Raw genomic sequence first — 22,287 nt, 5'->3', positions numbered from 1 at the left:
CCATCATGGAGAACGAAACAAAACGGAACATTTCCCTAACCGGAGACATTAAATTTACTGGGCTCCGCCTCAAGGAACCCATGGAGACCTCAGCCGGCCTTTTGGGGGTAAAGGAAGCCTTGCGGCATGGTTTTAAGGAAATGGGAATTGTCCGTTCCATGCGTAGCTTACTGGAAATGAACCAAGAGGACGGTTTTCGCTGCCCCAGTTGTGCCTGGCCCGTCCCCGAACATCCTTCCAAAATCGCCGAGTATTGTGAGAACGGTGCAAAGGCATTGGCCGATGAAGCCACAAGAGAACACATAGGCGCCGATTTTTTTGCGGAACATTCCGTAGAAGAACTTTCCAGACTCAGTGATTTTGAGCTCAATAAATTAGGACGTATCGTTGAACCGATGGTCTTAAGACCAAATAGTGTCCATTACGAGGCCATTTCTTGGCAAGATGCCTTTGAATTGATTTCCGACGAACTCCATCAGCTCAAAAATCCGAACGAGGCCATTTTTTACACCTCGGGAAGATCTAGTAATGAAGCCGCTTACCTTTATGGCATGTTTGCCCGTGCCTTTGGAACCAACAACATGCCGGATTGTTCCAACATGTGCCATGAATCATCTGGCGTGGCACTTTCCGAAACTTTGGGGATTGGAAAGGGTTCCGTAAAGCTGGACGACCTGTACGGGGCAGAGGTGATTTTGATCGTAGGACAAAACCCTGGTACTAATCATCCAAGAATGCTATCGGCACTCGAAAAATGCAAAAAGAACGGGGGAAAAGTCATCAGCATCAACCCCTTGGCCGAAACAGGATTGGTCAACTTTAAAAATCCGCAAAGCGTTTCTGATATGTTGGGTAACGGACAGCCCATTGCCGATATTCACTTGCCCGTAAAAATCAATGAGGATGTGGCCCTTGCCAAACTGATCTTAAAAAAATTGGTGGCGCTGGATGCTACAACCAACAACGTACTCGACCACGAGTTTATCGTGGAATATGTGGATGGGTACGATGAACTGTTGAGAGATTTAAATCGTTACGATGTGGAGAGCCTTCAACAAAAAAGTGGGGTCTATATGCACAAAATTGATAAGGTGGTGGAACTGCTGGCGGAAAACTCCAAAATCGTTATCTGTTGGGCCATGGGAATCACCCAGCATAAAAATGCGGTGGATTGCATCAAAGAGTATGTAAATATTTTGCTGCTCAAGGGAGCTGTTGGCAAACCCTTTGCAGGGACTTGCCCGGTAAGAGGACACAGCAATGTGCAGGGAGATCGCTCCGTAGGCATCATGCACTACGTAAGCAAAGGATTGAACCAGAAAATCCAGGAGCACCTCAATTTTGATCCACCAACCGAAAAAGGATACGATACGGTGGAGGCCATCGAAGCGATGCATGAGAAAAAAGCAAAGGTATTTATCTGTTTGGGCGGTAATTTTGTGATGGCCGCCTCGGACACCAAATACACTGCCGAGGCTGTCCAAAATTGTGAGTTAACGGTACAAATCAGCACCAAACTGAATCGAAGTCATTTGATTACGGGCAAAACTGCATTAGTATTACCCACATTTGGTCGTTCTGAAAAAGATGAAAAAAATGGGGAGCTGCAATTTTTGACCATGGAAAGCAGCACGGGCAAAGTGCGTCAGAGCAAGGGATTATTGAGGCCAGCTTCAGAGCACATCAAAAGTGAACCTGAAATCATTGCACTCCTAGCACACACGTATTTTCGCGGTAACCACTCCATGAATTGGTATGAATTAGGTCAGGATTACAACCTTATCCGAAAATTGATAGACAAAACGGTGAAAGGGTTTGAAAATACCAGCGAACGTTCCAAAGGATTCGGGTACTATTTGCCCAACAATGTCCGCAATCGGGATTTTAGGATGCTTCCCAATGGTAGGGCACAATTGTCCATCACTCCTCTACCCGACCACCAATTACAGGCTGATGAATTATTGTTGATGACCATTCGCTCCCATGACCAATTCAACACAACCATTTATGGGTTGAACGACCGATACCGCGGCATCCACAACGAACGTCGTGTGGTTTTTATGAACAAAGAGGATATGGTCGAAAAGGGATTGGAACAATTGGATGTTGTCAACCTGCATAGCCATTATGACGGCATCCAACGAACTGCTGAAAAATTCTTGGTGGTGACCTACGATATCCCCAAGGGAAATATGGCCGCCTATTTTCCAGAGACGAATATGTTGGTACCCCACAACCATTTTGCGGACAAGAGCCAGACGCCAATTAGCAAATCGATTAGGGTTACGATAGAAAAAATTTCCTGAGCCTTCCCCTATTTGAACGCTTGGATTCCCGTAATATCTGCACCGGTGATCAACAAATGAATATCGTGCGTACCTTCGTAGGTAATCACACTTTCCAAGTTCATCATGTGGCGCATGATGCTGTACTCCCCTGTGATGCCCATTCCGCCCAACACCTGTCTTGCTTCACGGGCAATTTTGATGGCCATTTCCACATTGTTCCGTTTGGCCATGGAAATTTGTGCCGTGGTTGCCCTGCCTTCGTTCTTTAGCTGTCCCAAACGGAAAGCCAATAGCTGGGCTTTGGTGATTTCGGTAATCATTTCGGCCAATTTCTTCTGCTGGAGTTGGTATGCGGCAATAGGCTTACCAAACTGCTCACGCTCCTTGGCATAGCGCAATGCGGTATCGTAGCAGTCCATGGCGGCACCTATGGCACCCCATGCAATGCCGTAGCGGGCAGAGTCCAAACAACCCAGTGGCGCTCCCAAGCCATTTTTTCCGGGTAATAAATTTTCCTTGGGCACTTTTACGTTATCAAAAATAAGTTCCCCTGTGGCGGAGGCACGCAACGACCATTTGTTATGGGTCTCTGGAGTGGAAAAACCTTCCATGCCACGTTCCACAATCAATCCATGAATTCGACCTTCCTCATTTTTGGCCCACACTACGGCCACATCGGCAAATGGTGAATTGGAAATCCAAAGTTTGGCACCGTTCAGCACATAATGGTCGCCAGCGTCCCTGAACTTGGTTTCCATCCCCCCTGGGTTTGATCCATGGTTGGGTTCGGTAAGGCCAAAACAGCCCATCCACTCCCCTGTTGCTAATTTGGGCAAATATTTTTTGCGTTGCTCTTCGGTACCATAGGCGAATATGGGATACATGACCAAAGAGGATTGCACAGATGCCGTGGAACGAACCCCACTATCACCACGTTCAATCTCCTGCATGATCAATCCATAACTGATTTGATCTAAACCTGCTCCCCCGTATTCTTCGGGAATGTAGGGGCCAAAAGCACCTATTTCTGCCAGTCCACCAATAATTTGTTTGGGGAATTCCGCCCTCTGGGCATAGTCCTCAATAATAGGGGATATATCGCGCTTTACCCATTGGCGGGCAGAATCGCGGACCAATTTATGTTCCTCGGAAAGTAAATCATCTAAGTTGTAGTAATCTGGAGCTTCAAATAAGTCGGGCTTCATCTAAATTCAATTTTTAGTAAATATAACATTTCATTGGCTCATTGTTACATTTTCAAATAAAATGCTTGGGTCAATTTGATGTATGCTTCGGTGTATTGGTGTCTTTCTTTTTCAATAATTAAGGTATCCATTTGAGGTTCGTTCTGTTGGAAACTGAACTCCATCAAACTTCGTTTAAAATCAGTCTCTGGATTTCCTTTGACTCTTGTGATTCGATTGGGATATAGACCAACATTTTGTGCCAACTGGACAAAACCTTGTTCTTCTTTGAAGGGAACGATAACGGAAAAAATCCCCTTATCTGTCAAAAATTGCACTACGCCTTGAATCAATTCCCCGAACGGTAGCGAATTGCTTTGCCGCGCTTGGTCCCTGGCCGTGTTGCCACTAGCAACATCTTCAGCATAAAAAGGCGGATTGGACACAATCAAATCATACTTGTCTTCCATTTCATCCACAAACTCATCAAAACCGGCATGGTAACAGAACAGTCTGTCTGCCCAGGGTGAAGCCTCAAAATTGGCCACGCACTGCTCATACGCGGCATCATCCAGCTCAATGGCATCTATGGCCTCGGCGGAGGAACGCTGTGCCAGTTGCAAAGCAATGAGTCCTGTTCCCGCACCTATATCCAAAATACTGTCTGGTTGATGATCCAAAGAGGCCCAGGCTCCCAACAAAACGCCATCGGTTCCTACTTTCATGGCACATTGATCTTGTTGAATGGAAAATTGTTTGAATTGGAACGATTTCATGTGCCCAAATATACGCCGATTGATTGTACCAAAATTACATCCGTCAGATCAGAAGGGCCATCCGTCAGATCAGAAGGGGCATCCGTCAATTGAGGGCAAATTTATTCTTGCGATTATAGTTACTTGCCGAATTATTAACCGGGGAGAAGCCCCATTTAAAATCATTACCAATTTTATTAAACTTTTGATTATGAAAAAAATCGTTTTTGTATTCCTACTTATGCTAGCTGTGGTTCAAGTATCCCAAGCGCAAGAAAAAAACAAATTCCGAGTAGGCCTTGATGCTGGATACACTATTCCAGATGGTGGTGGTGGCGTCCTAATTGCCATTGAACCAAAGTACAATATCGCTGACAATATGAGCATTGGCCTAAGGTATGAATCTGCAGCAATGGCTAAGAATGTAACCTCAGATGGTTTCTCCATTGAAGGTAGTTTGGTAGCAAGTGGAACCGTCTCTGGAACATTTGATTACTATTTCAACTCAGGAAGCTCATCCTTTGCCCCTTTTATGGGAGCAGGTGTAGGTTACAGCTCTTTGGCTAATATTGGCTTTGATGAACTAGGACCGGATAGCGAAGAATTTGAGCTTGATGGAAAGTTTGGTGGATTAATTCGTGCTGGTTTTGAACTTGGCAAATTGCGTTTGGCTGCAAGCTATAATCTTATTGGCAAGTCTGACTTGGGAGAAGGCGCAGAAGTGAAAAACTCTTATTTGGGCATATCACTAGGCTTCTACCTAGGTGGTGGCAAGTGGAAAAAATAAAATTTCGTCTAGTTTTATTAAGTGAAGAGGAGGCTATGTTGCCTCCTTTTTGCTTTTCAGCTTAAGTAAAGTTCCACCAAACCTTCGGGAGTGCTTACATGGATAGTTTTATTTTCCCGGTCCACTTTGGTGATGATCTCATCGGTGATGGGGATAAAAATCGTATCTGTCAGATCAGAAGGCCCATCCATCAGATCAGAAGGGGCATCCGTCAATTCTGTAAAAATTTTTCCCAACGTTTACAGTTATTTGCCGAGCTATTAACAAGGGGTTACCCCAAATAAAATCATTACCAATTTTTAAAACTTATGATTATGAAGAAAGTCGTTTTTGTGTTATTTGCAGTTATAGGGTTGTCTGCCTTTGCCCAAGATGCCAACAGCTCGAGTGCTTTGTCAAAAGGAAGTTGGATCATTGAGGCCAACACAGGCACGTTGACCACGGGAAGTACTGCGTTTTCCCTGGCATCAACTGATGGGTTTACTGTTTATTCTGTGGGCATGGAAGGTGGTTATTTTCTATCTGATAATTTAGCCCTTAAAGCTGGTTTGGGTTATGTAGGCGGAGATGACATGGATGGACAATTCAACTATAAAATTGGTGCCAAGTACTACATCATTGGTCAAATTCCTGTTGGAATCGACTTCACCGGAGCCAGTATTGATGGTGATGGTGCCAATTGGCTTGGTATACAAGGCGGGTATGCTTGGTTTGTTGCAAACAATGTAAGTATCGAACCTACATTGCGATACAATGCCACGTTGGATGAAATGAAAGCACAAAGCGCTTTTCAAGGACTGATCGGATTTGTATTCCATTTTTAACAATCAGCACCTTTAAGGTTCAGAGCGCATTCACATTTTGGAAAAACAGACCACCTAGATGCATATTATCAGCTCTAACTAAGTTCGTTTCGTTTTATTAGAAAAGGAGGAGACTATGTTGCCTCCTTTTTGTTTTTCAGCTTAAGTAAAGTTCCACCAAACCTTCGGGAGTCCTTACATGGATAGTTTTATTTTCCCGGTCCACTTTCGTGATGATTTCATCAGTAATGGGGATAAAAAGTTCCTTGTCCCCTTTTTTGACTTCAAACAAATCTTGTGATGCATTGTCGTTTACCGAAACAATAACTCCGATATCCCCATGAACCTCATCCATCAACGTAAAACCAATGACCTCGTGGTAGTAAAACTTATTTCCGCTAAGCTGGGGCAACATCGTCAAGGGAAGGTACAGTTCAGACCCGATCAACTTATCTGCCGAAGGCTCGTCCTTCACCTCTTCAAAATCGATACGCAATAGGTTGGATTTGTGCAATCGACATCTATCAATAAAAAATGGAATCAGGTTGTTTCCCAACGAAACAAGCACTGATTCCATATTTTCGTAGATTTCGGGCTCATCGGTATCCAATTTTACCAATACCTCGCCCTTAAAGCTATATTTTGAAACGACTTTGCCCAGGTAGAAGCAGTCTTCCTTGCGCATTGTCTTTGATTTCTATTCTTCTTTGGCAGCTTCTTCTTCTGCAGCAGGAGCCTCTTCGGCAGGTGCTTCAGCAGCGGTTTCTTCAGCAGCAGCTTCTGTAGTTTCTTCCGCAGCTTCCTCTGCTACTTCCTCCTCAGGTTGTGCAGCGGCGATTCGCTTTTCATTCGCTTCTTTTTCAGCTTCCAAAGCTTTGGCCTTGGCTTCGGCTTCGGCTTGGCTCAAACCATCTTTCTTGGCTTGGATAGCATTTTCCTTCTCGGTTACCCAAGCGTTGAATTTTTCTTCAGCCTGCTCCTCTGTCAATGCTCCTTTACGAACACCACCCAATAAGTGGTGCTTCAACAAAACACCTTTGTAAGAAAGAATAGCCCTAGCAGTATCAGTTGGCTGTGCACCATTTTGCAACCATTTTACGGTTCCGTCGATATCTAGGTTGATGGTAGCTGGATTGGTGTTTGGATTATAAGTTCCCAATTTCTCCAAGTATTTACCGTCCCTTTTGGCTCTTACATCTGCAGCAACCACCCAATAGAATGGTTTACCTTTTTTACCGTGTCTCTGAAGTCTAATTTTAACTGGCATATCACATTAATTTGTAGGGTGCCCGACCCTGGTTATTAATTCTTTTTTATTACTTATCGCTTAAGCGGGTGCAAATATACACTTATTTGTTTATAGCCCAGCATCTCAACCAAAAAAAGTTAAATGGTTTTAATAACTGGGCATCAACACGTTAAACCTTTGATAAACCCCTTTAAATATTTGTGATTCCACTGATTATCTGTAAGTTGTATGTAGAAGTCATCGAAAGTCGGTGACCGATAACCGATAAAATGAAGTTAGATTATGAAGTACACAGTAGAAATGTCGAACAAATTGAACGAACTTTTGGAAAGAACCTATGATGCTGAAAAAGGATTTAAACAAGCAGCCGAAAAGGTAGATAATACAACCATTAAACAATTCTTTATCGACAGCGCCAAGCAGCGATACAATTTTGGCCAAGAACTAAAAGCGGAAATACGTTCCTTTGGACAAGCACCTGAAAAAGGTGGAAGCGCAAAAGGAACTTTGCACCGATCTTGGATAGATTTTAAATCATTGTTTACGCAAAACAATGAAGAAGCCATGCTGGAAGAAGTGCACCGTGGGGAGAAAGAGGCTATTGCCACTTACAATGATATTCTCCATGACAAAGACTTTGTGTTGCCACCATCCACTGAGAGTTTACTGATGCGTCACAGAAACGCTATCAGGGAAACATTGGAGACAGCAAACATATTTGAAACAGCAGTATCGTAACTCCAAAAGTCAATAGATACCATTAGAAGAAAAGTCGGGAAGCGTTCCCGGCTTCTTTTAGTTGATAACTCCTCACAACTCTTTTTTATCAAATCTATCTTCTTCCGTAATTTTAGCTACTCTTTTTTTGACCGAGAGCGATAGCCTATGTATTTGATTTTTGATACGGAGACCACAGGTTTGCCCAAACGCTGGGATGCCCCCATTACCGATACCGACAACTGGCCAAGATGCGTACAAATAGCATGGCAGTTGCACGATGAGCTCGGTAATTTAATAGAACACCAAGACTTTTTGGTAAAGCCCGAAGGGTTCAACATTCCTTACGAATCGGAACAGATACATGGTATTTCCACTGCTCTGGCCGAAGAAAAGGGAACGCCTTTAAGCGAGGTTTTGGAAGCTTTCAATCAAGCGCTCCAACAGACCAAGTTTGTGGTGGGTCAAAATGTGGGGTTCGACATTAATATAATGGGCTGTGAATTCCATCGCGAAGGATTGGAAAGTCCGCTTACCACCCTACCTGTTCTGGACACCTGTACCGAACATACCGCAGAACTTTGCAAGATTCCTGGAGGACGCGGCGGTAAATTCAAATTGCCGACCCTTACCGAACTCCATGAATTTTTGTTCGGGGAACCTTTTGCCGAAGCGCATAATGCAACGGCCGACGTGGAAGCGACGACCCGTTGCTTTTTGGAACTGGTACGAAAAAAACAGTACTCCCACCAAGAGCTTGATGTCCAGCCCGATTATTTTGAGCGATTCTCGGAAGCCAATCCGAAAGAAATTGAACTCATCGGTTTAAAGCACATCAATCTAAAGGCAGCCTCCAAAAAAATTGCCGATGCTCTTTGGGCCGAAGATACCGGTGGGGTCTCAGACGAGGAAATCCAAGAAAATGTGGAAACCTTGGAAGATGAACCCTTTGTTCATCTGCACAACCATTCCCAGTTTTCGGTACTCCAATCTACCATCAACATTAAAGATTTGGTCAGGGCCACAGCCAACCACGGTATGCCCGCAGTTGCCCTTACCGACCATGCCAATATGATGGGGGCTTTTCACTTTGTGAAAGAAGTGATGGCGCACAACAAGGTGGTAAAGGCCAAAAACGAAGAACTTATTGCCAATGGCGAGCGACCCACCGAAAAGGAGATTACGCCCATCGTGGGTTGCGAATTTTATGTCTGCGAAGACCACACCAATAAAAACGTAAAGGATTACGGGCATCAGATCGTGTTATTGGCCAAAAACAAAAAAGGATATCACAATTTGGCCAAAATGTCCTCCATCGCCTATACCAACGGCTTCTATTATGTGCCCCGAATCGATAAAAAGGTCATAGAGCAATACAAGGAAAATATAATTGCCCTCACTGGAAACCTCTATGGTGAAGTACCCAACAAAATTCTTAATGTTGGCGAAAAACAGGCGGAAGAGGCCCTGTTATGGTGGAAAGAGCAATTTGGGGATGATTTCTACATTGAGATCATGCGCCATGGCCAAGAAGATGAGGACCGGGTGAACCAAGTGTTGGTGCACATGGCCAAAGACCACAACGTAAAGCTAGTGGCCACCAACAACACCTATTATTGTGACAAAAAAGATGCCGAGGCACACGATATCTTGCTCTGTGTAAAGGACGGGGAAAAGCAATCCACTCCCATTGGCCGAGGGCGGGGTTATCGCTATGGGCTGCCCAACCAAGAGTACTATTTCAAGTCTTCGGATGAGATGAAGGAACTCTTCAAGGACCTTCCCGAAGCCATTCTCAACATAAAGGAAATTGTGGACAAGGTGGAACCCTATGACCTTGCTAGCGATATTTTGCTGCCCAAATTCAGTATTCCAGAGGAATTCAAAGACCCTCAAGATGACATTGATGGCGGCAACCGTGGAGAAAACGCATATCTAAGGCATATTACCTATAAAGGGGCCGAAAAGCGGTACGGTGAAATCACGGACGAAATCAGGGAACGGATAGACTTCGAATTGGAAATCATCAAAAATTCGGGATATCCGGGATACTTTTTGATTGTTGAGGACTTTATCCGCGAAGCTAGGAATATGGACGTATCCGTTGGTCCGGGAAGGGGGTCCGCAGCAGGTTCGGTAGTGGCGTACTGTTTGACCATTACCAACATCGACCCCTTGAAGTATGACCTACTTTTTGAGCGGTTCTTGAATCCGGACAGGGTTTCCATGCCCGATATCGATATTGACTTTGATGATGAAGGCCGTAGTCGAGTGATGGATTATGTGATCAACAAATACGGGGCCAACCAAGTAGCCCAAATCATCACGTATGGAACCATGGCGGCCAAATCATCCATTCGCGATACTGCCCGTGTTTTGGACTTGCCTTTAGGTGATGCCGATCGCATTGCCAAGTTGATTCCCAACATGTCCAAGCTCAACAAGATATTTGGGGTAGACGAAGCAGAACTGAAGAAAAAATTCCGTTCCGAAGAACTGGAAAAAGTCAATGAGCTGCTCAATATTGCAGAAACCGACGATTTGGAAGGTCAGACCTTAAAAATGGCCCGTGTACTTGAAGGTTCATTGCGAAATACGGGTATCCATGCCTGCGGGGTCATCATTACCCCGGACGACATTACCAATTTTGTACCCGTCTCCGTTGCCAAGGATTCCGATCTATACGTCACCCAGTTCGACAACTCCGTAGTGGAGAGTGCCGGACTGCTGAAAATGGATTTCTTGGGACTGAAAACCTTGACCTTGATCAAGGATACCGTTAAAATCGTGAAGGCACGCACGGGCATCGATTTGGTGCCAGATGATTTTCCGCTGGATGATGAAAAGACCTATGAACTTTTCCAACGCGGTGATACAGTGGGGATATTCCAATACGAATCCCCAGGTATGCAGAAGCACATGAAAAACCTTAAACCCACGGTTTTTGATGACCTCATCGCCATGAATGCCCTGTACCGACCTGGGCCTATGGAATATATCCCAAGCTTTATTGCCCGTAAACATGGTGAGGAGGAGATTACCTACGACCTGCCCGAAATGGAAGAATACCTGCAGGAAACCTACGGGATTACCGTTTACCAAGAGCAGGTGATGTTGCTTTCCCAAAAATTGGCCGGATTCTCCAAAGGTGATGCCGATGTTCTGCGAAAGGCCATGGGTAAAAAGATTTTTGCCCTGTTGGAAAAATTAAAGCCCCAGTTTTTGGATGGTGGCGAAAAAAATGGGCACCCACGTGATGTGCTGGAAAAAATCTGGAAGGATTGGGAAGCCTTTGCCTCCTACGCCTTCAACAAGAGCCACTCCACCTGTTATGCCTATATCGCTTATCAAACGGCCTATTTAAAGGCCCACTACCCTGCCGAGTATATGGCAGCCGTGCTGAGCAACAACATGAACGACATTAAGCAGGTCACCTTTTTTATGGAGGAATGTAAACGGATGGGACTTGAGGTTTTGGGGCCTGACGTTAATGAATCCTACTATAAATTCGCCGCAAACAAGGACAATGCGGTACGATTTGGCATGGGCGCCATTAAGGGTGTGGGGCGTTCGGCCGTAGAGACCATTGTGGAAAACCGAAAAAAGGACGGTCCCTATCGGTCCATATTTGATTTGGCCAAACGGGTCGATCTGCGTGCCGCCAATAAAAAAGCTTTTGAAAACTTGGCCCTTGCCGGAGGGTTCGATTCCTTCGGAGATACACACCGGGCGCAGTATTTTCATGATGATGGCGACGGCATTTCTTTCTTGGAAAAGGCGGTGAAATACGGCTCCAAGTTTCAGGAGAACCAAAATTCATCCCAAGTAAGTCTTTTTGGAGAGGCCAGCGAGGTGCAGATTCCAGAACCCATTGTGCCGCCTTGCGAGGAATGGGGCACCATGGAGAAATTGCGCCGAGAAAAGGAAGTGGTCGGTATTTATATTTCGGGCCACCCCTTGGATGATTTCAAAAAAGAGATCAAGGCCTTTTGCAACAATACGGTATCTGATTTTTCGCGTTTGGAGGAGCATGTGAACCGTGAGCTTACGGTTGCCGGGGTCATCACCGATGTGCAGCACCGGGTTTCCAAAAACGGTAAAGGTTGGGGACTCTTCACTTTGGAAGATTATAACGATTCCTACGAATTGCGCATTTTTGGGGAGGAATACTTAAAGTTCCGCCATTTTCTAATGATTAACTCTTTTGTGCATGTGAGGGCTTTTGTTCGTGAGGGCTGGGTCAATCGGGAAACGGGCAAGAAGGGGGAGCCTCGGCTTCAATTCAACGATTTTAAGCAGCTTCAGGATGTGATGGACGCCTTTGCCAAAAAACTGACCATCAAATTGAACATAGATCGCTTGCAGGAACAGCGAATCCATACGCTAAAGGAAACCTTACGGATGCACAAGGGAGATCATCCCATAAGTTTTATAATTTATGAGATGCAGGAAGAAATCAAACTAAAACTGTCGAGCCGAAAACAAAAGGTGAAGATAAACAGTGAATTACTTTCGGAGCTGGAGGCCCATGAAATTCATTATAAACTCAATTGACCTATAATGAATGCCAATGGCGCAATAATTAAAACGAATGTGCCCAATGTAAGTTAGATGGGCATTATTTGACTAACTTTGCATAATATTAAAACAAATAAGATGGCACTAGAAATAACAGATGCAACTTTTGACGAAGTAGTTTTAAAAAGTGACAAGCCTGTCCTAGTTGACTTTTGGGCAGCATGGTGCGGGCCTTGTAGAATGGTAGGTCCGATTATTGAAGAAGTTGGACAGGAATACGAAGGTAAGGCTGTAGTAGGCAAGGTAGATGTTGACGCAAATCAACAGTTTGCCGCCAAATACGGCGTACGTAACATCCCTACCGTTTTGGTTTTTAAAGATGGTGAGGTAGTGAACCGTCAAGTAGGCGTATCTCCCAAGAAAGTGTACACGGATGCGATTGATGCAGCCTTGTAAGACTTGTTAAGATAATGGATTTTAAAAAAGGTTTGGCATGCGCCAAGCCTTTTTTATTTTATCTTGTCCGTAGAAATAACAAAAAAGCACTCTTTAAACCATTGTTTGTTGTTTTGTGAATTTCAGCAATTATCATCTCGAGTGCAGTCGAGAGGCCTAGGGTATTTTTGGTCATTAATGAGGTCTCGACTGCGCTCGACCTGACATCTTTGAAACTAAATTGAAATCAGCTCAAAATAATTATGGACGTACGATCGGAACTTAGCAACGCTTATCTTTTCCAGAATTTGGAGCTATTGGCCCATCAGATTGTGGAGGGCTTTATCAGTGGTATCCATAAAAGTCCGTCCCATGGCTTTTCTGCGGAGTTTGCCGAGCACAAAATCTACAACCCCGGACAAAGTACCAAGCACATCGATTGGAAACTCTTTGCACGAACCGACCGGTTGTACACCAAGCGTTTTGAGGATGAGACCAATCTACGGTGCCATATGATTTTGGACAATTCTGCATCAATGTACTACCCAGAAGTGAAGGATTATGCTTTGGGCAACCTTAACAAAATTGGTTTTGGTGTGCTGTCCATAGCCGCCCTCATGCAAGTATTGAAGAAGCAGCGCGATGCGGTGGGACTCAGCATCTATTCCGATAGTTATGAGTTCCATACTTCGGAAAAAAATAGTGAAAGGCATTTCCAAATGCTCTATTCCAAATTGAATGAAGTTGTTGCCCATAAAAATCAATCCCAAGAGACTAAAACCTATACCTTTCTTCAACAGATTGCAGAGAAAATCCATAGGAGAAGTTTAATCTTTCTGTTTACGGATATGTTCCAAACAGAAACGGAAGAGGAAAAACTGTTTGAGGCATTGCGCCATTTGAAATACAACAAGCATTCGGTGGTTTTATTTCATCTCTTGGACCAAGAACACGAACTACATTTTAATTTTGACAATGCCCCTAAACGTTTTGTAGATGTGGAAACAGGCGCACACATCGACATCTATGCCGACTCCATTAAAAAAGCCTACTCCGAAAAAGTGTCACAATATCAAAAGGACCTCCAAATGAGGTGTGCACAATACCGAATAAAATATGTGGGAGTTGATATTCGTTCTGACTTCTCGCAAGTGTTGAATTCCTTTATGATAGAGCGGCAAAAATTTGGCTAATGCTTTTTTTGAAAAAATGTTTTGCCATATCCGAAATGAGAATGTATATTTGCACTCGCTTTTCAAAAGCATTGAACAAGATTTGAATCCCACTGTTGTGGGAGTCTTCTAAAGATAAAATCATTGGTCTGGTAGTTCAGTTGGTTAGAATACCTGCCTGTCACGCAGGGGGTCGCGGGTTCGAGTCCCGTCCAGACCGCTTGGAATATTTCCAAATTTATGCAAAAGCCTGTAAACGAGATGTTTACAGGCTTTTTTCATTTCCATTGGCACCAAAAAATAGCAAAAAACACCATATAAAAGGTGAGCAATTCGGTGCGCATTTTACTTTCAAAAAAGTGCTCACCGCCATCGCTGTAATAGACTGTTTTGCAACTTATTGCAAGGATTTGTTAACATTTATTTAAGACCCCTTTTTGTATCTTCAAAGTGTTAAATCAAAACCTTTTGCCATGTTCACTACCATCAACGTCATTTTTTATCCTAAAAAAAGAAAATCCAGTACCAATAAATTAGTGCCCATCTATGCCCGTATTACACTGGATGGCAAGCGTGCAGAGTTCAGTACGGGCAAAAAAGTTGACCCTTTGAAATGGGATAACAAGACTGGTCGATTGCGGGGAAAAACCCCAGAAACACTGGTATTGAACCGGTTCTTCGACACATTGAAAGCTAAGTGTGTTTCCATCTATGATGAGCTCGTACGCAATGAAGAATACGTGGATGCAGATACGGTAAAGAACACCTTTTTGGGCAAGGGCCAAAAACAGTATCTGATCTTGGAAATATTCCAAGATCACAATGATGAAATGGAAAGTTTAGTGGGCAAGGAATATTCAGCCGGAACACTTCAACGTTATAAAGCCGCCAAATCTCACATCTCCGATTATATAGTGCACAAGTACCAAAAAAAGGATTATCCGCTTAAAAAAATCGATTATGAGTTTATAACGGGCTTTGATTACTTTTTAAAGAGCAAAAAAAATTGCTCTCACAATACGTCGACCAAATATATCGTCAATTTCAAAAAAATTGTTCGCATCGCCTATGCCAATCAATGGATTGACCGGGACCCCTTCTTCAATTGGTCGGCCAGTTGGAAACAAAAAGAGCGAGAGTTCCTGACCCATAAGGAACTGGAAGTGATGCTCAAGCAAGAATTTGAATTTGAGAGACTGGATACGGTACGGGACATGTTTTTGTTCTGCTGTTATACCGGACTGGCCTTTGCCGATATCGAAAAGTTGACCAAGGACGATTTGGTCAAGGACATCAATGGAAACAAATGGATCAAGACAAAAAGGAAAAAAACCAAGGTTTTGAGCAGTATTCCCCTATTGAGCATTCCCGAGGCCATTATTGACAAGTACAAAGAACATCCAAGGGTAATTCAAAAAAAGACACTGCTACCAGTGTACACCAATCAGAGAACCAATTCCTATTTGAAAGAAATTGCCACAGCTTGCAAGATCAAAAAGACATTGACCACACATTTGGCCAGACATACCTTTGCAACGACCGTTACCCTTTCAAATGGGGTACCCATTGAGTCAGTAAGCAAAATGCTGGGGCATACCTCTTTGAAGACAACACAGATCTATGCCAAGGTCTTGGACAGTAAAATTTCGGATGATATGGAAAAGTTGAAAAATGACCCCGCCCTATTAGAATTTGCAAAGTCAATATGAATTTAGCGATGTTCTAAAAGGAGAAAGGCTACACCAGTTTTTTCATTCCTCAATTCCAAATTTATTCCAGAATTCAATCACATATCTTGATGATTCGTCAATCTCCATATATTTATCTTTTGCGAATTCATATTTGTTTATGAAGGAAATTATAGAAACACAATTTATTACACGTATATTATTTAAAGTAGTAACAGTGGTTTCAGCATTAAATGAATCTGCTTTGCTCATCTTTCCTTCGTTAAGTTGAATCATCGCAATAAATTCAGAGTGGGCATAATTTGAATAAAGTTTGTAAACTTTTTCAAATAAATCCGTTTTCAGTATGCTCTGTTTTAAAAGTTCAGACCAACTCATAATTCTAGGTAAACCATACTTGTCCAATTTCCACAATTGCTGTTGTTTTAATTTCGAATAATAAGGACTTGTTTTGATGGTCTTTTTCAGTTCATTTATTGCCGCTTTTTCTTTTTCCATTTTGGACAAAAACTTTTTATTTTTTGTTTTTCCAAAATCTTGTCTTGCCATAAAACCTGAAATTCTCCAAAGATTATATCTGAATATTTGTTCTTCTCTTGATAAGTTATTGAAGTATAAATATTCTAAAGTCAAAAAGGATTCAATTACTGACCTTGTCAATATGTAAAGTGATGACCTGTCAATAATTAAGGGTCTCTCTTTTCTATTTAATATTCCAAATTCAATGCCTTTCGATAACTCTAATATGCTTCGAGAGGTAAAAATTATTTTAATTAAAAGAGTTTCCTGATATGCTTCACCGATGTCCAATTTTGGTTTGGTATCATAAAAAGACTGCACTACAAAAGCATTCTCTTGCAAAACTTTTTCGAGACTTGGAATTAATGAAGAAAGATTTAAACTATTCGCTTCTTTTATAAGAGTTTTTATTTTTTCTTCATTATTCATATTCTCATTTTGTACAAATTGGTGCTAACAAGTCTATATACCCTGCTTAATTCAGCAAATACCGCCAATTCGGTAGGCTATGCACAAGCTTTTCTGTTGAATTAAAAAGCATAGCTTTCTATCGTTCAATAATACTTGGGGGGAGACGAAGATAAATGTAAGAAATTTCCAATAAAGGTGAATCAGACATTAATTCAAAGCAATTAATTTGAATTTTGCCACTTTTCAACCTCTATAAAAAATTGGGAGAGTGAAATATTCAGCGACTCACATATTTTATATAAGGTTGGTAAAGAAATTTGATAGTCTTTGTCTTCCTTAACAGCTTTGATAATATCTCGCATACTGCGCTCTTCAAAAGTATGGATTGCAGCGAAACCTCTTATGGAAAGACCAGAGGTTTTCCAAAGGGTGTAAATGTATCCATATATGGCCTTGTTATAATCCAAACCATTCAAAAGAATAAAATGAAGGAGAAAAAAATGCGGTATGTATTCCGCATTTGGGATATTTTGTTATATTTGAAATTGAATACATACATTTGCGATTCTTCGTTTAGAACATATTTGAAGCTATCGCTTTGAATCTCGTATTAGAAAACTGGTAATTTTATGCAATCGAGATGATAAGCAGAATGGCTCACGACCCGGGCGTGAGCTCTCTTATCGATTGCTGGGTATACCAGTACCTCTAATACGGTAAGTTGAGTTTTCACGCCCAACTTTTTCTTAGCGTTTGGTTTCTTTGGTCCTTTCGGGGTGTCGCCCAACCAATGGATTATGGGAAACAAAAGGCTTATTTTTTTAATAGAGTATTTATCATCGGTCGGTTCCAGTTCTAGAGCGGGCCTGACCCTATTTGATATTCTCTTTAAGAAAAAGCCCAAAAATCCCATTTGATTCATTCATGACTAGAGTTATGGGATACACGAAACACTTTTCCGGTTCACGATATCCTTTTGTCCCATAGCTTACCACATCCATTTTAAGGGTATCCGGCCCTAATACAATTTCATAGTCATTTTCCATGTAGGAATCCTATTTCCAAGAGCCTTTGCTTCTTGGACAGGGTGGCCTATGTCCGAACCTCAATGCCCTCTAGGAAGTTACGGCTTTATCCTGACTTTTTGGGCAGTGTGCCTAAAAACCTATGGTCATAAGTATTTGTCCATAGGGAAAAGCAATATCTAACTCACGCTTTAATCAAAAGAACTCAAAACAATGAAGAACTCATTAAATCAAATAAGCAGGACCAAAATGTTCCTGTTCTTATATCTCCTATTAGCTCCCTTACTCCACCAAAAACTGGCAGCAGGGATAACCTTTGACCCACCGCAGAGTACCATTTCTGGTACCATTACTGATATAAATGGTCTACCATTAGGTGGTGTTACCATAAGGGTACAATCCACCAATCGAGGAACCATTTCCGATATGGACGGCACCTATAGCATTCAAGCTGGTCCCAATGACCTATTGGTCTTTTCCATAGTAGGCTTTAGGACCTTGGAAGTCCCCAACGATGGAAGAAATACCATCAATGTCCAAATGGAAGAAGATGTCACCCAGTTAGGGGAAGTGATCCTCAATGCGGGCTATTATACCGTTTCCGAAAAGGAACGGACTGGAAGTATCGCCACTATCAAATCAGAAATCATGGAAAAACAACCTGTCGCCAATCCATTGGCAGCCATGCAGGGACATCTATCGGGCGTCAACATTGTCCAGAACACAGGAGTCCCCGGAGGTAGTTTCTCTGTAGAGGTCCGTGGCCGCAACTTCCTCAACGGAGTTACCGACCCCCTCTACATCGTGGACGGCGTGCCTTACGGTTCCCAGTCATTAGCGGCCCCTCGTGTCTCCACTGAAATCATCGGGGACATCAGTCCACTGAACGCCATCAATCCCAATGACATCGAAAGCATCGAAGTATTGAAGGATGCCGATGCCACGGCCATCTACGGCTCCCGTGGGGCGAATGGGGTGGTATTGATCACCACTAAAAAAGGAAAGGCAGGCAAAACCCGCTTCGATGCCCATTTGAGTACTACCCTGAGCGGTGTTTCCAATTTCTTGGACTTAATGAACAGCCAACAATATTTGGAAATCCGTAGGGAAGGCATAGACAACGATGGGCTTACCCCGCTATTGGAAAATCCGGCCCTTGACGGTTTTTGGCCGGATATTACAGTATGGGACAACAATCGCTATACGGATTGGCAAAAGGAATTGATCGGGGGTACCGCCTATCGCCAGAACGCACAGCTTTCCATTTCCGGGGGCAATGAGCTGACCCAATTCTTGGTCAGTGGCGGTTATTTAAAGGAGACCACGGTATTTCCCGGGGATGCCAATTACAGAAAGGCAAGCTTGAACAGTAATCTGACCCACCGATCCAACAATGGGAAGTTCAAAATCAACTTTTCCAGTAGTTACACCCGAGAGGATAACCGATTGCCCGGAGCAGACTTTACCCAGCAAGCCTATTCCTTGGAACCCAATGCCCCAGCCCTATTTGATGAGGAGGGCAACCTGAACTGGGAGAACAACACCTGGGATAACCCTTTGGCCGCCTTGGAGGAGGAATTTGTAGCTGCTACCAATACCATTATCTCCAATGCAACTTTATCCTACGCCGTAGCGCCCAATTTGGAACTGAAGTCCAGTTTGGGCTTCACCCGCTATCGATTGGACTCCTATGTCACCAATCCCAACACGGCCAGAAACCCAGGTCTGGGACTCACACCACAAAACTTTTCCAACCTGACCACCAACGCCTCAGAGCGGGAATCCTGGATCGTGGAGCCGCAGTTGAACTGGAAGAAGCATTGGGACAGGCTTTCGCTGGATGTATTGGTAGGCACTACCTTCCAACAAGAAAGTTCGAATCAAATCGTACTTCGGGGAAGGGGCTTTCCCAATAATGGATTGATCAAAAATTTGGCCGCGGCCCAATCCTTGGAAATCTTCTCCACCTCCGATGCCGATTATCGTTATAGTGCCCTCTTCGGTCGCATCAACCTAAAGCTGTATGACCGATATATCTTGAACCTTACCGGCCGTCGTGACGGGTCTTCCCGCTTTGGTCCGGGAAGGCAGTTCGGAAACTTTGGTGCCGTTGGCCTTGCCTGGATCTTTTCAAGGGAAACCCTATTTAAGGAAAGCTCATTTTTAAGCCATGGAAAGCTTCGGGGCAGTTATGGCATCACGGGAAGTGACAACATTGGGGACTATCGTTATTTGGACACTTACAATGTCTCCGGGGAATCCTATGCGGGCACTACCCTATTGGAACCCTCAGGCATATTTAATCCACAGTTTGGCTGGGAAGCCAATCGAAAATTGGAAGCCGCCTTGGAACTCGGGTTTTTCAATGATCGGGTTTTCCTCAACACCTCTTGGTACCGAAACCGTTCCTCCAATCAGTTGGTAGGGATTCCCTTGGCAGCCACCACGGGTTTTTCCCAATTAACGGGCAATTTTGATGCTGTGGTCGAGAACACGGGATTTGAAGTGGACCTGAGAACGGTCAATGTCCGTTCCAAACAGTTTGAATGGTCCACCACCCTGAACCTGACCGTTCCCAAAAATAAGCTGGTCGAATTCGATGACCTTGAATCCTCCACTTTTGCCAATCGATATGTCATCGGGGAACCTTTAACCATCGTGAAACTCTACAATGCACTCGGTGTCAATCCTGAGACAGGCATCTATGAGTTTGAGGACTATGATGGTGATGGAGAGGTCAGCAATCCAGGGGACTTGGAATGGATCGAAGATTTGGCCCCCAAGTGGTATGGGGGCATGGGCAACACCTTCACTTTGGGAAACCTGAGCTTGGATGTGTTCTTTCAGTTCAAAAAACAGCGAGCCTATAATGCGGTCCGCTTTGATGCCACGCCAGGCTTCAGGGGCAATGTGCCTGTAGCCCTATTGGACAGATGGCAACAGCCCGGGGATATCGCGACCTATCAGCGCTCTTCCAGTGGTTTCACAACGGTGGAGGATTTGGGGGGCCGCCAACAGAGTAGCAATGCCGCGGTCTCCGACGCCTCCTTCCTCCGTCTCAGGAACATTGCACTGAACTACAAACTGCCCACTATGGAGAATAGGTTGGATATCAACGTCTACCTACAGGGACAAAACCTGTGGACCTTGACCAATTACTACGGGCCAGACCCAGAACAACCCTCTAGCACGCGCTTGCCCCCGCTAAGACAGCTCACTTTAGGCCTACAAATCAGTTTTTAACCAAATCCTTTCAAGATGAAAAAAATAGATAAAACAACATATCATAAAAGGACAGCGATAAAGTCCTTTGTAAGGAACCCCATTTTATCGAGACCCTATCAGATCATCATCCTGCAATGCATGTTGCTTTTGGGATGTACGGAATTCGTTGAAGTCGATCCGCCACAGAACATTCTCATAGCTGAGACCGTATTTGAGGACCCTGCCACGGTCGAATCCACAATGGCCAATCTCTACTACAATATGAGGGAGCAGGGCATGGTATCGGGAAACTTTGGCCTGACCCCTACCCTTGGCATTTATGCCGATGAACTGGACTATTATGGATTCAATGTGGATCTGGCCCAATTCTACAATCATAACATTATCGCTATCAACAATCGAGTAGAGCTATGGTGGAACCAGGCCTACAGCCTAATCTACGGGGCCAATGCCATCATTGAAGGCGTGGAGTCATCCAAGGCCTTGAGCAGTTCCGAAAGAAACAGGTTCAAGGGAGAGGCCCTTTTCATTCGCTCTTACATGCACAGTCAATTGGTTGGGCTATTTGGGGATGTGCCCTATATCAAGACCACGGATTATGAAGAGAACAATAGGGTTTCGCGATTGCCTGAATCTGCGGTGTACGACAATATCATTGTGGACTTGGAAGAAGCCGTTGGGCTTTTGGAAGGGCAAGAACCTGTAACATCTAACAGGGTCATTCCGGATGCCTACACGGCCAAGGCCCTTTTGGCCCGAATACATTTGTACGTCGGGGATTGGGAACAGGCGGTATCCTATGCAACGGATTTGATAGCGAACTTTCAGTTGGAAATGGATCTGGACCGTGTCTTCTTAAAAGCGTCACCAGAAACCATTTGGCAGCTACAGGCCGATGATCAATTTCCCATCAATACAAGTGAAGGAGGCACATTGACCATTGAATTGGTCCCGGGTCAGACCTATGCCCTTACCGAAGAGCTGTTGTCGTCATTTGAAGAAAATGACCTTAGGTATGAGGAATGGACCGAACCTATTTCGGATAGGGACAACACCATCACGTTCTACTACCCCCATAAATACAAGGCCGATTACAATGAAACAGAATCCTTGGAATATTCCATTTTGTTCCGTTTGGCCGAACAGTATTTGATCCGGGCTGAAGCAAGGGCCCGTCTGGGAAATCTCATTGGGGCCGCGAACGACCTCAATCAGATTAGGGAGCGGGCAGGCCTTACTGCGACACAAGCAAACACCCAGACTGAACTATTGGAAGCTATCCTGAAAGAACGGCAACTGGAACTTTTTACGGAACAGGGACATCGTTGGTTTGACCTTAAACGCACCGGAAATGCGGGGACTATATTGGATGACATCAAGCCCAATTGGAATGAAACGAATCTATTGCTACCCATACCAGAATCCCAATTGGAACTCAATCCGAATCTATTGCCTCAAAATGTAGGCTATTAAAACAAAAAGATCAATTACAGGACCTGGTTATTTAACAA

Annotated in this window: 16 protein-coding genes and 1 tRNA gene; 11 read left to right on the top strand and 6 right to left on the bottom strand. The window is 43.8% G+C overall.

Going from position 1 to position 22,287, the window contains the following annotated elements:
- The first annotated feature begins 5 nt into the window (after positions 1–5).
- Positions 6–2,306 carry an FdhF/YdeP family oxidoreductase gene (locus EO130_RS14055; protein ID WP_127142169.1) on the top strand — a complete coding sequence of 767 codons (2,301 nt, stop codon included), beginning with the start codon at positions 6–8 and terminating at the stop codon, positions 2,304–2,306.
- Positions 2,307–2,314: 8 nt separating this feature from the next.
- Here the strand turns inward: EO130_RS14055 and EO130_RS14050 are convergent, their stop codons facing one another.
- Together EO130_RS14050 and EO130_RS14045 are read right to left on the bottom strand one after the other, a co-directional pair.
- Complete coding sequence (locus EO130_RS14050; RefSeq protein ID WP_127142168.1) at positions 2,315–3,493, bottom strand: acyl-CoA dehydrogenase family protein; 1,179 nt, start codon at positions 3,491–3,493, stop codon at positions 2,315–2,317.
- A 44-nt stretch (positions 3,494–3,537) separates the two neighbouring features.
- Complete coding sequence (locus EO130_RS14045; RefSeq protein WP_241244369.1) at positions 3,538–4,197, bottom strand: tRNA1(Val) (adenine(37)-N6)-methyltransferase; 660 nt, start codon at positions 4,195–4,197, stop codon at positions 3,538–3,540.
- Between the two features lie 70 nt (positions 4,198–4,267).
- Here EO130_RS14045 and EO130_RS14040 point away from each other — a divergent pair, with 70 nt between their 5' ends.
- On the top strand, positions 4,268–5,014 hold the full coding sequence (locus EO130_RS14040; protein ID WP_241244368.1) for a porin family protein: 747 nt from the start codon (positions 4,268–4,270) through the stop codon (positions 5,012–5,014).
- 56 nt (positions 5,015–5,070) lie between these two features.
- On the opposite strand, the gene EO130_RS15730 is transcribed toward EO130_RS14040, so the two are convergent.
- Complete coding sequence (locus EO130_RS15730) at positions 5,071–5,250, bottom strand: hypothetical protein (RefSeq protein ID WP_417935518.1); 180 nt, start codon at positions 5,248–5,250, stop codon at positions 5,071–5,073.
- A gap of 78 nt (positions 5,251–5,328) precedes the next feature.
- Between EO130_RS15730 and EO130_RS14030 the strand changes: the two genes are divergently transcribed.
- Complete coding sequence (locus EO130_RS14030; RefSeq protein ID WP_127142166.1) at positions 5,329–5,838, top strand: hypothetical protein; 510 nt, start codon at positions 5,329–5,331, stop codon at positions 5,836–5,838.
- Between the two features lie 136 nt (positions 5,839–5,974).
- Here the strand turns inward: EO130_RS14030 and rimM are convergent, their stop codons facing one another.
- Together rimM and EO130_RS14020 are read right to left on the bottom strand one after the other, a co-directional pair.
- Positions 5,975–6,502, bottom strand: a complete 528-nt coding sequence (gene rimM / locus EO130_RS14025; protein WP_127142165.1) for a ribosome maturation factor RimM — start codon at positions 6,500–6,502, stop codon at positions 5,975–5,977.
- Positions 6,503–6,514: 12 nt separating this feature from the next.
- Positions 6,515–7,084, bottom strand: a complete 570-nt coding sequence (locus tag EO130_RS14020) for a 30S ribosomal protein S16 (protein ID WP_127142164.1) — start codon at positions 7,082–7,084, stop codon at positions 6,515–6,517.
- Between the two features lie 264 nt (positions 7,085–7,348).
- On the opposite strand from EO130_RS14020, the gene EO130_RS14015 reads away from it, so the two are divergent.
- The 6 genes from EO130_RS14015 (at position 7,349) to EO130_RS13990 (ending at position 15,617) form a co-directional block, all read left to right on the top strand.
- Positions 7,349–7,804, top strand: coding sequence for a ferritin-like domain-containing protein (locus EO130_RS14015; RefSeq protein ID WP_127142163.1), 456 nt, complete (start codon positions 7,349–7,351; stop codon positions 7,802–7,804).
- Between the two features lie 147 nt (positions 7,805–7,951).
- The gene (dnaE, locus tag EO130_RS14010) at positions 7,952–12,337 is read left to right on the top strand and encodes a DNA polymerase III subunit alpha (RefSeq protein ID WP_127142162.1); all 4,386 of its coding nucleotides are present in this window, start codon (positions 7,952–7,954) and stop codon (positions 12,335–12,337) included.
- Between the two features lie 102 nt (positions 12,338–12,439).
- A complete protein-coding gene (gene trxA, locus EO130_RS14005) occupies positions 12,440–12,757 on the top strand; it encodes a thioredoxin (protein ID WP_127142161.1) in 318 nt (105 codons plus the stop codon).
- 242 nt (positions 12,758–12,999) lie between these two features.
- Positions 13,000–13,929, top strand: coding sequence for a DUF58 domain-containing protein (locus tag EO130_RS14000; protein ID WP_127142160.1), 930 nt, complete (start codon positions 13,000–13,002; stop codon positions 13,927–13,929).
- A 125-nt stretch (positions 13,930–14,054) separates the two neighbouring features.
- Positions 14,055–14,128 (top strand) — tRNA-Asp (locus EO130_RS13995).
- Positions 14,129–14,381: 253 nt separating this feature from the next.
- Complete coding sequence (locus EO130_RS13990) at positions 14,382–15,617, top strand: site-specific integrase (RefSeq protein WP_127142159.1); 1,236 nt, start codon at positions 14,382–14,384, stop codon at positions 15,615–15,617.
- Between the two features lie 42 nt (positions 15,618–15,659).
- Here EO130_RS13990 and EO130_RS13985 read toward each other — a convergent pair whose 3' ends face one another.
- Positions 15,660–16,544 (bottom strand): DUF5677 domain-containing protein, encoded by an 885-nt coding sequence (locus EO130_RS13985; RefSeq protein WP_127142158.1) that lies wholly within the window; start codon positions 16,542–16,544, stop codon positions 15,660–15,662.
- Positions 16,545–17,764: 1,220 nt separating this feature from the next.
- Here EO130_RS13985 and EO130_RS13980 point away from each other — a divergent pair.
- Both EO130_RS13980 and EO130_RS13975 read left to right on the top strand, forming a co-directional pair.
- Positions 17,765–20,794, top strand: coding sequence for a SusC/RagA family TonB-linked outer membrane protein (locus EO130_RS13980; RefSeq protein ID WP_241244367.1), 3,030 nt, complete (start codon positions 17,765–17,767; stop codon positions 20,792–20,794).
- 15 nt (positions 20,795–20,809) lie between these two features.
- Positions 20,810–22,249 carry a RagB/SusD family nutrient uptake outer membrane protein gene (locus EO130_RS13975; RefSeq protein ID WP_127142157.1) on the top strand — a complete coding sequence of 480 codons (1,440 nt, stop codon included), beginning with the start codon at positions 20,810–20,812 and terminating at the stop codon, positions 22,247–22,249.
- Positions 22,250–22,287: the final 38 nt, after the last annotated feature.

This window comes from Flagellimonas marinaquae, assembly GCF_003992675.1.
Lineage (GTDB): Bacteria > Bacteroidota > Bacteroidia > Flavobacteriales > Flavobacteriaceae > Flagellimonas > Flagellimonas marinaquae.
The sequence above is the reverse complement of the archived record's forward strand: the minus strand, read 5'-3'. Positions and strand labels throughout refer to the sequence as shown.

Bases quoted from the DNA above. Each gene is read 5' to 3' on its own strand.
- EO130_RS13980 (WP_241244367.1), top strand. From the start codon at position 17,765: ATGAAGAACTCATTAAATCAAATAAGCAGGACCAAAATGTTCCTGTTC.
- trxA (WP_127142161.1), top strand. From the start codon at position 12,440: ATGGCACTAGAAATAACAGATGCAACTTTTGACGAAGTAGTTTTAAAA.
- EO130_RS13990 (WP_127142159.1), top strand. From the start codon at position 14,382: ATGTTCACTACCATCAACGTCATTTTTTATCCTAAAAAAAGAAAATCC.
- EO130_RS14050 (WP_127142168.1), bottom strand. From the start codon at position 3,493: ATGAAGCCCGACTTATTTGAAGCTCCAGATTACTACAACTTAGATGAT.
- EO130_RS14000 (WP_127142160.1), top strand. From the start codon at position 13,000: ATGGACGTACGATCGGAACTTAGCAACGCTTATCTTTTCCAGAATTTG.
- EO130_RS14020 (WP_127142164.1), bottom strand. From the start codon at position 7,084: ATGCCAGTTAAAATTAGACTTCAGAGACACGGTAAAAAAGGTAAACCA.
- EO130_RS13975 (WP_127142157.1), top strand. From the start codon at position 20,810: ATGAAAAAAATAGATAAAACAACATATCATAAAAGGACAGCGATAAAG.
- dnaE (WP_127142162.1), top strand. From the start codon at position 7,952: ATGTATTTGATTTTTGATACGGAGACCACAGGTTTGCCCAAACGCTGG.
- EO130_RS14015 (WP_127142163.1), top strand. From the start codon at position 7,349: ATGAAGTACACAGTAGAAATGTCGAACAAATTGAACGAACTTTTGGAA.
- EO130_RS13985 (WP_127142158.1), bottom strand. From the start codon at position 16,544: ATGAATAATGAAGAAAAAATAAAAACTCTTATAAAAGAAGCGAATAGT.
- EO130_RS14055 (WP_127142169.1), top strand. From the start codon at position 6: ATGGAGAACGAAACAAAACGGAACATTTCCCTAACCGGAGACATTAAA.
- EO130_RS14045 (WP_241244369.1), bottom strand. From the start codon at position 4,197: ATGAAAGTAGGAACCGATGGCGTTTTGTTGGGAGCCTGGGCCTCTTTG.
- EO130_RS14030 (WP_127142166.1), top strand. From the start codon at position 5,329: ATGAAGAAAGTCGTTTTTGTGTTATTTGCAGTTATAGGGTTGTCTGCC.
- rimM (WP_127142165.1), bottom strand. From the start codon at position 6,502: ATGCGCAAGGAAGACTGCTTCTACCTGGGCAAAGTCGTTTCAAAATAT.